This window comes from Streptomyces sp. NPDC048516 (genome assembly GCF_043199875.1).
Taxonomy (GTDB): domain Bacteria; phylum Actinomycetota; class Actinomycetes; order Streptomycetales; family Streptomycetaceae; genus Streptomyces.
Window position 1 is genome coordinate 302,526 of record NZ_JBICWS010000001.1, and the last position, 12,900, is coordinate 315,425.

General features: G+C 70.7%; 11 protein-coding genes. 6 read left to right on the top strand and 5 right to left on the bottom strand.

Going from position 1 to position 12,900, the window contains the following annotated elements:
* Positions 1–21 precede the first annotated feature (21 nt).
* A complete protein-coding gene (locus ACGFR7_RS01360) occupies positions 22–1,140 on the bottom strand; it encodes a Ku protein (protein WP_393311693.1) in 1,119 nt (372 codons plus the stop codon).
* A gap of 30 nt (positions 1,141–1,170) precedes the next feature.
* Here ACGFR7_RS01360 and ligD point away from each other — a divergent pair, with 30 nt between their 5' ends.
* Positions 1,171–2,118, top strand: coding sequence for a non-homologous end-joining DNA ligase (gene ligD, locus ACGFR7_RS01365; RefSeq protein ID WP_393311695.1), 948 nt, complete (start codon positions 1,171–1,173; stop codon positions 2,116–2,118).
* Between the two features lie 276 nt (positions 2,119–2,394).
* Positions 2,395–3,963: a murein biosynthesis integral membrane protein MurJ gene (gene murJ, locus ACGFR7_RS01370; protein WP_393311697.1), complete on the top strand. Its 1,569-nt coding sequence runs from the start codon at positions 2,395–2,397 to the stop codon at positions 3,961–3,963.
* A 56-nt stretch (positions 3,964–4,019) separates the two neighbouring features.
* Here the strand turns inward: murJ and ACGFR7_RS01375 are convergent, their stop codons facing one another.
* Positions 4,020–4,451, bottom strand: coding sequence for a hypothetical protein (locus ACGFR7_RS01375; RefSeq protein ID WP_393311699.1), 432 nt, complete (start codon positions 4,449–4,451; stop codon positions 4,020–4,022).
* A 415-nt stretch (positions 4,452–4,866) separates the two neighbouring features.
* On the opposite strand from ACGFR7_RS01375, the gene ACGFR7_RS01380 reads away from it, so the two are divergent.
* From ACGFR7_RS01380 to ACGFR7_RS01390, 3 genes are all read left to right on the top strand, one after another.
* Positions 4,867–5,766, top strand: a complete 900-nt coding sequence (locus ACGFR7_RS01380) for an endonuclease I family protein (RefSeq protein ID WP_393311701.1) — start codon at positions 4,867–4,869, stop codon at positions 5,764–5,766.
* A gap of 256 nt (positions 5,767–6,022) precedes the next feature.
* The gene (locus tag ACGFR7_RS01385) at positions 6,023–7,213 is read left to right on the top strand and encodes a D-alanyl-D-alanine carboxypeptidase family protein (protein WP_393311703.1); all 1,191 of its coding nucleotides are present in this window, start codon (positions 6,023–6,025) and stop codon (positions 7,211–7,213) included.
* A gap of 293 nt (positions 7,214–7,506) precedes the next feature.
* On the top strand, positions 7,507–7,710 hold the full coding sequence (locus tag ACGFR7_RS01390; RefSeq protein ID WP_006601696.1) for a cold-shock protein: 204 nt from the start codon (positions 7,507–7,509) through the stop codon (positions 7,708–7,710).
* A gap of 167 nt (positions 7,711–7,877) precedes the next feature.
* Here the strand turns inward: ACGFR7_RS01390 and ACGFR7_RS01395 are convergent, their stop codons facing one another.
* Positions 7,878–8,069, bottom strand: coding sequence for an antitoxin (locus tag ACGFR7_RS01395; protein WP_393311705.1), 192 nt, complete (start codon positions 8,067–8,069; stop codon positions 7,878–7,880).
* A gap of 125 nt (positions 8,070–8,194) precedes the next feature.
* A complete protein-coding gene (locus tag ACGFR7_RS01400; protein ID WP_393311707.1) occupies positions 8,195–9,220 on the bottom strand; it encodes an alpha/beta hydrolase in 1,026 nt (341 codons plus the stop codon).
* Positions 9,221–9,416: 196 nt separating this feature from the next.
* On the opposite strand from ACGFR7_RS01400, the gene ACGFR7_RS01405 reads away from it, so the two are divergent.
* Positions 9,417–9,731 (top strand): hypothetical protein, encoded by a 315-nt coding sequence (locus tag ACGFR7_RS01405; protein ID WP_393311709.1) that lies wholly within the window; start codon positions 9,417–9,419, stop codon positions 9,729–9,731.
* Positions 9,732–9,788: 57 nt separating this feature from the next.
* On the opposite strand, the gene ACGFR7_RS01410 is transcribed toward ACGFR7_RS01405, so the two are convergent.
* A complete protein-coding gene (locus tag ACGFR7_RS01410) occupies positions 9,789–12,830 on the bottom strand; it encodes an alpha-mannosidase (protein ID WP_393311711.1) in 3,042 nt (1,013 codons plus the stop codon).
* Between the last annotated feature and the right edge of the window lie 70 nt (positions 12,831–12,900).

Genomic DNA, 12,900 nt, shown 5'->3' on the forward strand with positions numbered 1-12,900 from the left:
CGTGCGGTGGCCCGACGGCCGTCAGCCTGTCTTCCGGCCCGTCTTCGCGCCCGTCGCCTTCTTGGCGGTGCTCTTCGATGCCTTCTTCGTGGCGGCGCCGGCGGTCGAGGCGCGGGCGCTCGTGCCGGTCTTCTTGGCCGGCGAAGCGGCCTTGGTCCGTCCGCCGGAGGTCTTCGCCGCGGCCGTCTTTTTGCCGGTGGTCTTCTTCGCGCTGGCCGGACCGGAGCTGGTCTTCTTCGCCGCCTGCTTCGCCGGAGTGCGGCTGGGCCCGGAGGCGCGCGGCCCGGCCTCGCTCTTCTTCGCCGGCTTCCGCCCCCGTAGGGAGGTCACGGACGCCGACTCCGCCCGGGCGCCGGACTCCCCGCCGCCCTGCGCCGCCCGCACGCTCTTCTCCAGGGCCGCCGTGAGATCGATGACCTGAGCGCCGGAGGTGCCCGATGCGGCGGGGGCGGCCGGCTCTCCGCCCTCCACCTTGGCGGCCACCAGCTCCTCCACGGCCTCGCGGTAGTCGTCGTGGAGTTCGGCGGGGTCCAGCTCGCCCAGGGAGTCCATCAGCGTCTCGGCCAGCGTCAGCTCGTTCTCGCGGAGGCCGACATCGTCGGGTGCCACCCCGGTGGCGGACCGGATCTGATCGGGCCACAGCAGCGTATGCATCACGATCGCCTGGTCGTACGCCCGCAGCATCGCCAGCGACTCCCGCCCCCGCATCGCCACCTTGCCGATCGCGACCTTCCGGTGGTGCTCCAGCGCCTCCCGCAGCAGGGTGTACGGCTTGGTGGCGGATGCTCCGTTGGGGCCCAGGTAGTAGGCCTTGTCCATCTGGAGCGGATCGATCTCGGCGGGGTCGACGAAGGACAGGATCGACAGCGTCTTGGCGGTCGGCATCGGCAGCTGGGACAGATCCTCGTCGGTGATCGGTACGACGGTCTCGTCGCCCGGCGCCTGATAGCCCTTGCCGACCTCCTCGTTCGGGACCTCCTCGCCGTCCAGTTCACAGATCTTCCGGTATTGGACCTGCGCACCGTCCTTGTCGTGAATGCGCACGAAGGAGACCGACGAGGTGCGGTCGGTGGCGCTGTAGGTCTTCACGGGGATGGTGACCAGACCGAAAGAGATGGAGCCGTTCCAGATAGATCGCATCGTTTATCCCTTATGTGGGATTCTCATCGTATGTCGCCGATCACCGACGTGGAGGGGCGGCGCCTCCCGCTGACCAACCTGGACAAGGTCCTCTACGCCGAGACCGCCACCACCAAGGGCGAGGTCCTGCACTACTGCACCACCGTCGCCGGCCCGCTGCTCGCCCACCTCCACGACCGGCCGCTCTCCTTCCTGCGCTACCCCGACGGGCCGGAAGGCCAGTGCTTCTTCACCAAGAACGTGCCGCCCGGCACACCCTCCTGGGTGCAGACCTGCGAGGTCCCCCATACGAGATCCGGGCCCGCCCGGCAGGTGCTGCTGCAGGACCTCCCCTCGCTGGTCTGGGCCGCGAACCTGGTCGTCGAACTGCACACCCCGCAGTGGAAGTGCCAGGCCCCGGGCATTGCGGACCGCCTCGTCCTCGACCTGGATCCCGGCGCCCCGGCCACCATCGTGGAGTGCTGCGCCGTGGCGCGGTGGCTGTACGACCGGCTGGCCGCCGACGGCCTGGAGGCGTGCGCGAAGACCAGCGGCTCCAAGGGCCTGCACCTCATCGTGCCCATCGACCCCACCCCCTCCGAGCGGGCCACCGCATACGCCAAGACCCTCGCCATCGAGGCCGCGGCGGCCCTCCCGGACCTTGTCGTGCCCAAGATGACCAAGGCCCTGCGCCCCGGCAAGGTCTTCCTCGACTTCTCCCAGAACGCCGCCGCCAAGACCACCGCCGTCGCCTACACGCTGCGTGCCCGCCCCACCCCCACCGTCTCCGCCCCGGTCACCCGCGACGAGATCGCCGAGTGCACCGATCCACGGCAACTCACCTTCCTCTTCGACGAGATCGCACCCCGCCTCGCACACCACGGCGACCTGCTCGGTCCGCTCCTCGACCCCGACCGGGCCCGGCCGCTGCCGCGTGCCGTATCCCCGCGTGCGTCCGCGGCACACCACCGGCCCGGGCCCGGCCGGGGTTCGACGTAGATTGGCGGCATGCTGGAGGGGACACCACACACACCACACGACACACTGCCGCTCCGTCTGCCGGACCGGTGGACGGACGACGGGAGCGCCGGCGAGGGACCGGAGCCCGGCAACGAGGGGGAGCCGGACGGACGGGCGCCGCGTCCGGGGCGGCGCCGGCACGCCGCGGGCACATTGGGCGTCGCGAGCAACCGGGATGACGAGCGCACAGGGGGAGGCGAGGGCGGACGCCCAGGGGCAGGTGAGGGCGGAGGCCTGCGGCGCTCCTCACTCCTGATGGCGCTGGGGACCGTGGTCTCCCGTGGCACGGGGATGATCCGGCAGGTGCTCCAGGCGGCCGCACTCGGCACCGGCCTGCTCGCCACGACGTACAGCACCGCCAACATGGTCCCGATGAGCATCTACACCCTGCTGATCGGCGGCGCACTGAATTCGGTCCTGGTGCCACAGCTGGTACGCGCCAGAGCCGAGCACGCGGACGGGGGCCGGGCCCATGAACAGCGCCTGGTCACCCTCGTCCTGAGCGTGCTGGCGGTGGGCACGGGGCTCTCGGTCTGGGCCGCGCCGCAGATCGTCGCCGTCTTCACGCCGGACACGCCCGGCCACCATGCCGCCTTCGAGCTCACCCTGGTGTTCACCCGGTTCCTGCTGCCGCAGCTCTTCTTCTACGGTCTGTTCTTCATCCTCGGTCAAGTCCTCAACGCCCGGAACAAGTTCGGCGCGATGATGTGGACGCCGGTCCTCAACAACATCGTGCTGATCACGATGTTCGGGATCTACCTCGGCCTGCTGGCGGGCCCCGACCGCATCGAGGACATCAGCCCCGGCCAGGTCGACTTCCTCGGCATCGTCACCACCGGTGGCATCGCCGTACAGGGCCTGGCTCTGATCCCCTTCGTCCGCGCCGCCGGCTTCCGCTTCCGGCCGCGTTTCGACTGGCGTGGCACCGGTCTGCGCAAGAGCATCGCGGCGGCGCGCTGGACCCTGCTGTTCGTGCTGGCCAACCTGGCCGCGATGGTCGTCGTCACGCACTACGCGGTCGCCGCCGACCAGCAACTCCCCACCGCAGGCGTCGGATACAGCGTCTACAGCTACGCCCAGCTCATCTGGACGCTGCCGCAGTCGATCGTCACCGTCTCGCTGGTGACGGCGCTGCTGCCGCGGATGAGCCGGGCGGTCGCCGAGAACCGTCTGGACGACCTGCGCGGTGACCTCTCGCGTGGGCTGCGCGTCAGCGGCGTCGTCATCGTGCCGGCCGCCTTCTTCTTCCTCGCGCTCGGCCCGCAGACCGCCCAACTCCTGTTCGCGCACGGCAGTGTGGACGCGGCGTCGGCCGCGCCTGCCGGGCACATGCTGCAGGCCTTCGGGCTCGGGCTGATCCCGTACTCGGCCCAGTACCTGCTGCTGCGGGGTTTCTACGCCTTCGAGGACACCCGCACGCCGTTCTGGATGGCCGTCTGGATCGCGGCCGTCAACATCGCCCTGGCCACCGGGTGTCATCTGCTGCTGCCCGCCCGCTGGGCGGTCACCGGTATGGCCGCGGCCTACGCCGTCGCGTACGGCATCGGGCTGCTGGTCACCGCGCTGCTGCTGCGCCGGCGGCTCTCCGGACGCCTCGACGGCCGGCGCCTGTGCCGCACCTACGGCAAGCTGACCGGGGCCGCCGCCACGGCCGCGGCGGTCGGCTGGCTTGCGGCCCGGGCCTGTTCCGGCGTGCCCGTCCCGACGGCCTGGACCCCCGTACTGGGGCTGGCCGCCGGCGGTCTCTGCATGGCACTGATCTTCCTGGCCCTGGCCCGCGCGCTGAAGATCGGTGAGCTGCGCAGCCTGCCCGGGCTGCGGTGACCCGGTCACCGGGCTGCGGTGGACCGGGTCTGCGGTGACCTGGTCGGCGGGCTCCCTCACACCGCGCGCGACCGCGGCCAGGACGTCTGCGCGGCGGCCGCCAGCCAGCCGATGACGGTACCGACGGTGGTCTCACCCAGGCTCGCGATCTCTGCCAGGGCGGCCAGGTCCCCGTCCGCCGGAGCGACACCGGCCGCGGTCAAGGCGGCGTGGAGGTCCAGCCGCCGGTGACCGGGCATCGCCACCGGCCCTTGCCGCTGCTGCTCGGGACGCGGGGGAGCGGACAGGCCGTACGGCTGCGGCGGCTCGAAGGGCAGCCGGTCCTCCGGGCGGGGCGGCGGGAGAAAGGGGTGTGTGGCGGAGGCGGACGGGTGCGGCGGTTCGTGCGGGGACGCGGGCGCGCCGAGGCGCTCCTCGGGGCGCGGGGGAGCGAGCACATAGTCCGGCGTCGCGCCGTACGGCGGGGGAGTGGGGCGGAAAGGCGACATGGCGGCCTCCACAACTCGCGGTCCGAAGGGTTCACCGGCTTTCGGCGAAGACGGTGTCAGTTCTTCGGAAGCCGGACGGTGCCCGTCCGGTTGCGGGTGAGACGAGGGTTCACCCGATGGGCCCAAGGAGCGCCGTCCCCTCTCGGGGCTACGACGTCATCACCACGATGGCCGCCGGAAAGCGGCCCGGGTGCCGTACTTCTGACGAGGAATCGGCCATCCGCGGCGGAATGGCATTTTCGGCGGAATTCTTCGGTTGTCACGGTGTGGGAAAAGTAACTCTCCCTCTGATGTTCACACCGTGGTGATTACCGCGGTGGAAAGCTGCCTGCGGCCGTATTTCCCAACGGCCGGTGCCGGTCGTGCCCCACACTTTCGCGACTCGGCGCCACAATTCGGGGAAAGGACACCCTTCGTGGACAACACCCGCGTGAACCGCCGGGCCCGGAGCGCCGCCCTGGCCATCGCCGCCGGAACGGTACTGACGGTGGCGGTCGGACAGATCCCGGCCGGTGCGACGGCCGCTCCGGCCGCACCCCACCGTGCCGCTGCCGCGTCCGCCACCCAGCACTCGTCCATATCCGCCGGCGCAGCTGATGCCGCGTCGTATGACGACACGTCCTATGACGACGACTACTACAAAGACGCCGTCGGCAAGACCGGTCAGGCGCTCAAGGATTCGCTGCACCGGATCATCAGCACCACCCAAACCGGAAAACTGACGTACGACCAGGTTTGGGACGCCCTCAAGGACACCGACCAGGACCCCGGCAACAGCGCGAACGTCATTTTGCTGTACAGCGGCCGGTCGCAGAGCAAGGACGCCCACGGCGGCAATCCCGACGACTGGAACCGCGAGCACGTCTGGGCGAAGTCCCACGGTGACTTCGGTACCGACACCGGTCCGGGAACCGACCTCCACCACCTGCGACCTGCGGACGTGTCCGTCAACAGCGAGCGCGGCGACAAGGACTTCGACAACGGCGGAACGGAGGTGGAAGGGGCGCCGGGCAGCCGCACCGACGACGACTCCTTCGAGCCCCGTGACGCGGTCAAGGGCGATGTCGCCCGCATGATCCTCTATATGGCCGTCCGCTACGACGGCGGCGACGGCTTCGCCGACCTGGAGCCCAACGACAAGGTCGACAACGGCACCCAGCCGCACATCGGACGGCTCTCCGTCCTGAAGCAGTGGAGCAAGCAGGACCCGCCGGACTCCTTCGAGAAGCACCGCAACCAGGTGATCTTCGACAAGTACCAGCACAACCGGAACCCGTTCATCGACCACCCGGAGTGGGTCGAGGGGATCTGGTAGACCGCATCCGGCCGGTCGGCCGGTCGGCCGGGCCCGGGGCCGGCGGCGGTCTTTCCGCCGGTCCCGGCGTGTCCACGTACGGCAGTCGGCGTGTCCCCGCAGGGCAGTCGGCGTGCTGCGTACGGCAGTCGGGGCGCTCGCACATCGGATGGCGTAGGCCAGCCAGCGCGCGGCCGGGGTCGTTTTTAGCGTGGGCCACATGTCGAGCGCGAGTTGGGTCCCCGTCAGAGTCGTTACCGCAGCCACCGTTTGTGCCGTGAGCCTGCTGGCCGTGCCCGTCCCGGCGGCCGCCGATGGCCCCCATGGCATCGACGACCTGCGGGCCGCCGCGCACGTGGCCGATCCGGTCCGTGCCGAGAGCCGGCTGGACGGCCGGGGCGTGCAGTTCCTGCCCCGGCCGGACGTGCCGGAGCCACCGGACGTCTCCGCCCTGTCATGGATGGTGACGGACATGGCGAGCGGCAAGGTCCTCGCGGCCAAGGACGCCCACCGGCCCCTGCCACCCGCCAGCACCCTCAAGGCGCTCTTCGCCGTGACCGTGCTGCCGAAGTTCTCCCAGGGGGAGGTACACACCGTCTCCCTCCGGGACCTGGACGGTATCGAGGCGGGCAGCTCGCTGGCCGGCCTCAAGGAGGACCTGCCCTATCGCGTCGCGGACCTGTGGGACGCGGTCTTCCTCCGCTCGGGCAGCGATGCGGTGCACACCCTGGCCGGCATGAACGGCGGCTGGAACAAGACCATCGACGACATGCAGGCGACGGCGGACCGCCTCGGCGCCCGCGACACCACGGTGGCGTCCGCCGACGGGTTCGACACGCCGGGCCAGTTCTCGTCCGCGTACGACCTGACGCTCTTCGGACGTGCAGGCCTGGCCGACCCCGACTTCGCCCACTTCGCCGCCACGAAACAGACGGAACTGCCGGAGGAAGGCGGTCCGGACGCGTTCGGCATCGTGAACACCAACCGGCTGCTGGTCGGCTCGCACGGCGTCAAACCGTACGACGGCCTGATCGGGGTGAAGAACGGCTATACGACCCACGCCGGAAACACCCTGATCGCCGCCGCCCGGCGCGACGGCCGGACGCTGCTGGTCACCGTGATGAACCCGCAGTCCGGCAGCCGGAACGCCGTCTACGAGGAGGCCCGGGACCTGCTGGACTGGGGATTCGAGGCGGCTCCCCGGGCGGCGGCGGTCGGCGTGCTGCCCGCTCTGGAGCCCCGTGGGGCCACCGGCGTGTCGCAGCCCGTCGCGCACCACTCGCGGTCCGTCGTGCCGCTGCACAAGTCGGCGGTCGTGGCGCAGACGGACGCCGGCACCGAGGCACGGCATTGGTGGTTCGTCTCCGCCGCCGGAGCCGTCGGGGTCATCGCCCTCGCCGCGCTCGGCACCGCTCTGTGGCGGCGCCGTCGCAAGCCGTCCGAGAGCGGGGGCGGTCAGTCCGGATGAGTCCGTTCCGCACGCCGCCGGGTGTCGTACATCCATCCGATCGGTCAGGGATACGGAGGACGCACGATGGCCTTGCCCGGTGAAGGGCGACGCGTCCGCCACGGTTGTGCGGCCTGCCGGGCGCTGCTCGGTGTAGCGTCCAGATCAGCTGTCGTGGTTCCGAAGTGCCGGGCGCCCGTGTCGCATTCACGGGCGTCCTTGCTGTGTAGCGCGTCTCCGGACCAGGGCGATCACCTCCGGGGTCCGCAGCACGCGGAACCCGATTCGAGCCCCCTTGAACGAAGGAGACGGATATGGCGTCCGGCACGGTGAAGTGGTTCAACTCGGAGAAGGGCTTCGGCTTTATCGCGCAGGACGGCGGCGGTGCCGACGTCTTCGCGCACTACTCCAACATCGACGCCACGGGCTTCCGCGAGCTGCAGGAAGGCCAGAAGGTGACCTTCGAGGTCACCCAGGGCCACAAGGGCCCCCAGGCGGAGAAGATCCGTCTGGCGTAGGTCCGGCGGATTCGTCGTCGGCGCCCGTTCCAGGCAGCCCCGGGGGCGGGCGCCGACGCGCGTGACGGGGCACCCGGGGTCTCACCCGGTCGGCCGCAGGGAAAGGCAAAGGGTGGCGTGGCCGGTCCCGGCCCTCGTGTGCGGCGGGCCCGCCGGGGGCCGCGGGCTCAGGGCTGCGGTGGCCGGTCCTGGCCCTCCCCGCCGAACTGGTCCCGCATCTTCTCCTGGGCTGTGTCGACCTGACCCTTGTACTTGCCCTGGGTCTTGTCGTCGACCATGTCGCCGCCCTTGTCGATGCCCTTCTCCGTCTGGCTTTCGTGGCCCTTCAGCATGCTCTTGATCTTGTCCATCATGGACATGAGTGGTCCTCCTCACCACGGTCCCCCCACGACTCCAGCATCACCCCCTGCCAGGTGATCTGCATCCGCGCGCCGGGGCGGTGCCGGGCGGTGCCGGGGCGTCCCGGGCCGCCGTGGCGGCCGGTTCAGCGGCCGCTCGCCACCGGTGCCTTCATCCGGTCGCTGATGAACTTGATCGAACCGGCGGCCATGCCCTTCTGGTAGTCCCAGGCGTTGTGCCGGCCACCGGGGATCAGCTGCATGGCGGTGTGGATCGGGCCCTTGCCGTAGGTCCGGCGGAAGCGCTGTATGGCGGAGGTGACGGCGGCGGGCTCCCGGGAGCCGGCCTGGAACGCGAGGTAGATGTCCGGACCGCCCTTCTGCAGCAGCCGCCGGGCGAGCTTTGCCGGATCGTTGGCGTCCCGCTGTGCCCGGTGCCCCGTCCACAACGGCGAATCCGGCACCATGTCCGGGCCGCTGGCTATGGCCGCCTTGAACTTCTCCGGATGGTGCAGCACGGACTTCAGCCCGGCGAAGCCGCCCGAGGACGACCCCATGAAGGCCCAGCCGTCGCGGGACTTGAACGTACGGAAATTGGCCTTGGCCAGTTGGACGACGTCGTCCGTCAGCCAGGTCCCCATCTTCTGCCGGCCGGGTATGTCGCTGGCGTCGTGGTACTGCGTGTCCGGGTTGAGCATCGGCATCACCACGATGAACGGGAGGCTTTTGCCCTCCGCGGTCCACCGGGTGAGGTTCTCCTGCAGCTCGATATCGCCGCCCACCCAGTAATTCGTGACGCCGCCGGGCTCCTTCGGGCTGCCCAGGCCACCCGGCAGGGCTATCAGCACGGGAAATCCGCTCTTGGCGTATTTCGGGTCGTGGTACTCCTTCGGTGCCCAGACCCAGACGCTTCCGGTGACGCCGGATTTCGGGCCCTTCAGGGTCGTCCGCGCTATATGGGTGCCGTCGTCCAGGGTCCGGGTGATCCGGAAATCGCTCTTGGGGCCGGTCGGCATGAGGGTGTCCGCGTCGACGGGCCGGGCCCGCGCGGCGCCGTTGCCGGGGGCGCCGGCATTGAAGTCGACCGGGTTTCCGGTCTCCGAGCAGCCGGCGAGCAGCGCGCTGGCAGCGACGAGGGTGGCCACGAGCGCGACGGCAGAGGGGCGTTTCACGAGGGACTCCGCAACTGGATGATCAAGTGGAAGTGCCCATAAAGAGGGAAAAGATGCCGGGGAGGTTCCCTTGCCGGCCGCCGGTTTTCGGAGCTTGGTTCACTCATATGGAGTAATGCCTCCCCGGTGGTTGCCGTCGGGCGGCCTCCGGCTCGCTCAACGGGCACGGTCGTGCGGCCCGGCCGAGAATGCAGCGGTGAGCGATGAACACCGCAGTGAGGAACACCGCAGTGCCGAGGACTCCGCACCGCGTGCCATGCCGTGTGACGAGGAACGCAGGCTCGCCAGGAAGGCGCTGGCCGGCCGGGCGCGGGACGCGGACGATCTGTCGTTGCTGACGGACATGCTGGGCCTGGACCCGAGCCGCGATCCGGACCACGAGGCGGCGTACGGCCGTCAGCCGGGGCGTGGCCAGGGAGCCGGGCGTGGCACCGGGCGCGAGCGGCGGCAGGAGCAGCGCCGTGACACCTGCCGTGACGCCCGGTCGCGCTCGGGCGGACCCGGGGCGTAAGCCACGCCCGGGCGCAGGGCGTAAGCCATGCCCGGGCCCGCCCGCCGTTCCCTGCTGCTACCGGCCGGCCGCCCGGGGCAGCCGCACGGTCACGAGCTGGAACGGGCGCAGCCTCATCCGGACCGTGTTTCCCTGCCGCTCGAACACCGGCCCGTCGTCGACGGGGCGCTCCAGCAGATCGGTGGCGAGGGCGTCGGCAGGCTCGAAGGCGGTGGTCAGGGTGGCGGTGGCCCGCCCGCCGTGTGCCTCGTGGAGGCGGACGACCACGTCGCCGCTCAGGTCGTCGGCGAGCTTGACCGCGGTGACGACCACCGCGTCGTTGTCCACCGTGACCAGCGGCGCGACCGCTCCGGCACCGGTGATCCGGCGCTCGGGCAGATTGATGCGATGCCCCTCGCGCACCGCGTCGCCGACGGTGGCGCCGGGGACGAGCGCATAGCGGAAGCGGTGCCTGCCCTGGTCGGTCTCCGGGTCGGGGAACCGCGGGGCGCGCAGCAGGGAGAGCCGGACGGTCGTGGTGGTGCCCCGCTCGCCGTCCTCCCGGACCGTGCGGGTGACGTCATGACCGTAGGTCGCGTCATTGACCAGGGCCACGCCCCAGCCCGGCTCCTCGACGTGGACGAACCGGTGCGCACAGGCCTCGAACTTGGCCGCCTCCCAGCTGGTGTTGGTGTGGGTGGGCCGGTACAGATGCCCGAACTGGGTCTCCGCCGCGTAGCGTCCGGCATGCAGGTCCAGCGGGAACGCGGCCTTGAGGAACTTCTCCGTCTCGTGCCAGTCGACCTCGGTGTCGATGTCCAGCCGCCGCTGCCCGCGCGCCAGCGTCAGCGACTGCACCACACGGGAGCCGCCGAACGTACGGGTGACCCGCACCGTGGCGGCGTCACCGGACACCTCGCCGAGCGCCACCTCGTCCGCATCCGTCAGATCGGTGACCACATTGCGGTAAAAGGCGTCCACGTCCCAGGCGTCCCACATGGTGGGGAAGTCAGGGTGGAGCTGCAGCAGATTCGCCGCCCCGCCGGGCGCCACGGCCTCACGTCCGGCCACCCGGTCGTGGGCCGACACCACCAGTCCGCGGCCGTCGATGCCGATCCGCAGCAGATCGTTGGTGAGCGTGAACCCTCCGCCGTCGCGCGGCACGGCGGCCACCTCGGCGCCCTCGGGCACCGGTGGGGCCACGGCGCCGGCCGCGACCCCGCCGCGGGCGTGCGGCGCGGAGTTCACCACCAGGTGGGTGTCGCCGCGGCCGGCCGACGCGGCCACCGCGGACGCGATGATGTCCTCCAGCTCGGCGGCGACCGCCGCATAGGTCTGCGCCGCCTCACGGTGCACCCAGGCGATGGAGGAACCGGGCAGGATGTCATGGAACTGGTGGAGCAGCACCGTCTTCCAGAGGCGGTCCAACGCCGCGTAAGGGTAGGGGTGCTGGGCCAGCACGGCCGCGGTGGCCGACCAGAGTTCGGCCTCCCGCAGCAGGTGTTCGCTGCGCCGGTTGCCGCGTTTGGTCTTCGCCTGGCTGGTGAGGGTGGCACGGTGCAGCTCCAGATACAGCTCGCCCACCCACACCGGCGCCTGGGGATGCTCCGCCTCGGCCTTGGCGAAGAAGTCCGCGGGCTTCTCCCACTCCACCGTCGGCGAACCGTCCAGATCACGCAGTCGGCGGGCCTTGGCGATCATCTCGCGGGTGGTGCCACCGCCGCCGTCGCCCCAGCCGGTCGGTGCCAGGGAGTGCCTGGCCACGCCCTTGTCCTTGAAGTTCCGTGCCGCATGGGCGATTTCGCGGCCCGCCATCTGGCAGTTGTAGGTGTCCACCGGCGGGAAATGGGTGAAGATCCGGGTGCCGTCGATGCCCTCCCAGCGGAAGGTGTGATGCGGAAACGCATTGGTCCGGCTCCAGGAGATCTTCTGCGTCAGCAGCCATTTCGACCCCGCCGCCTTGATGATCTGCGGCAGCCCCGCGGCGAAACCGAAGGTGTCCGGCAGCCACGCCTCCTCGTTCTCGACACCGAACTCCTCCAGGAAGAACCGCTTCCCGTGCACGAACTGCCGCGCCATCGCCTCGGAGCCGGGCATATTGGTGTCCGACTCCACCCACATCCCGCCCGCCGGCACGAACCGCCCCTCCGCGACCGCCTTCTTGACCTTGGCGTAGACCTCGGGCCGGTGCTCCTTGAGCCAGGCGTACTGCTGCGCCTGCGACATGGCGAACACGAACTCCGGCTCGTCCTCCAGCAGCGCCGTCATGTTCGACGCCGTACGGGCCACCTTCCGTACCGTCTCGCGCAGCGGCCACAGCCAGGCCGAGTCGATATGCGCATGCCCCACCGCGCTGATGCGGTGCGCGGAGGCTGTGGCCGGCGCCGACAGCACTCCCCGCAGTTCCGTACGGGCCGCCACCGCCGTCCCGCCCACGTCCTGCAGATCCACCGCGTCCAGCGCCCGGCCCACCGCCCGCAGCAGCTCCCAGCGCCGCGGGCTGTCCACGGGGAGTTCCCCCATGAGCTCGCCCAGCACTTCGAGATCCTGGATCAGCTCCCACACCTCGGTGTCGCACACGGCCAGAACTGTCCGTGCCAGCCGGTACAGCGGCGCGCTGCCCGCCGTTTGCGGGTCTCCCAACGGGGTGGGCCGGAAAGGAGGGACATCGAGGATGACGGGGTTGGACGCGGCCTCCAGATGCCATTCGACGCGCTCACCGCCGCGTACCGGTGCGCCCACCCGCACCCATTGATTGCGCGGGTTGATCGCCTTGACCGGGGTGCCGTCGGGCAGATGGACCAGCGCCTCGCACTGGAAGCCCGGCATCCGTTCGTCGAAGCCCAGGTCGAGCACCGCCTCCACGGTGCGGCCCGCCCACTCCACCGGCACCTCACCCTGAACCTTGAACCAGGTCGTACCCCAGGGAGCGCCCCAGGGGTCACCCACCGCCACCGGCGTATGGGCGGCGGCCAGGCCTTCGGCCACCGGCACCGGCTCGCTGGGTGCGACCCAGGCGGATACCTGGAGGGGAACCGATTCCGGATACAGCGCGGGCCGGATGCGCTCGTCGAGGACACGCCGGAGCCGGGCTTCGATCAATGCGCGGTCGTCATGCATGAGGGAGGGCTCCCTGATGTCGAGGGTGAGGGGGCGGGGGACCGGATCGGCCGTGGTGGATCACCGTGGA

Bases quoted from the DNA above. Each gene is read 5' to 3' on its own strand.
- ACGFR7_RS01360 (WP_393311693.1), bottom strand. From the start codon at position 1,140: ATGCGATCTATCTGGAACGGCTCCATCTCTTTCGGTCTGGTCACCATC.
- ligD (WP_393311695.1), top strand. From the start codon at position 1,171: ATGTCGCCGATCACCGACGTGGAGGGGCGGCGCCTCCCGCTGACCAAC.
- murJ (WP_393311697.1), top strand. From the start codon at position 2,395: ATGGCGCTGGGGACCGTGGTCTCCCGTGGCACGGGGATGATCCGGCAG.
- ACGFR7_RS01375 (WP_393311699.1), bottom strand. From the start codon at position 4,451: ATGTCGCCTTTCCGCCCCACTCCCCCGCCGTACGGCGCGACGCCGGAC.
- ACGFR7_RS01390 (WP_006601696.1), top strand. From the start codon at position 7,507: ATGGCGTCCGGCACGGTGAAGTGGTTCAACTCGGAGAAGGGCTTCGGC.
- ACGFR7_RS01395 (WP_393311705.1), bottom strand. From the start codon at position 8,069: ATGTCCATGATGGACAAGATCAAGAGCATGCTGAAGGGCCACGAAAGC.
- ACGFR7_RS01410 (WP_393311711.1), bottom strand. From the start codon at position 12,830: ATGCATGACGACCGCGCATTGATCGAAGCCCGGCTCCGGCGTGTCCTC.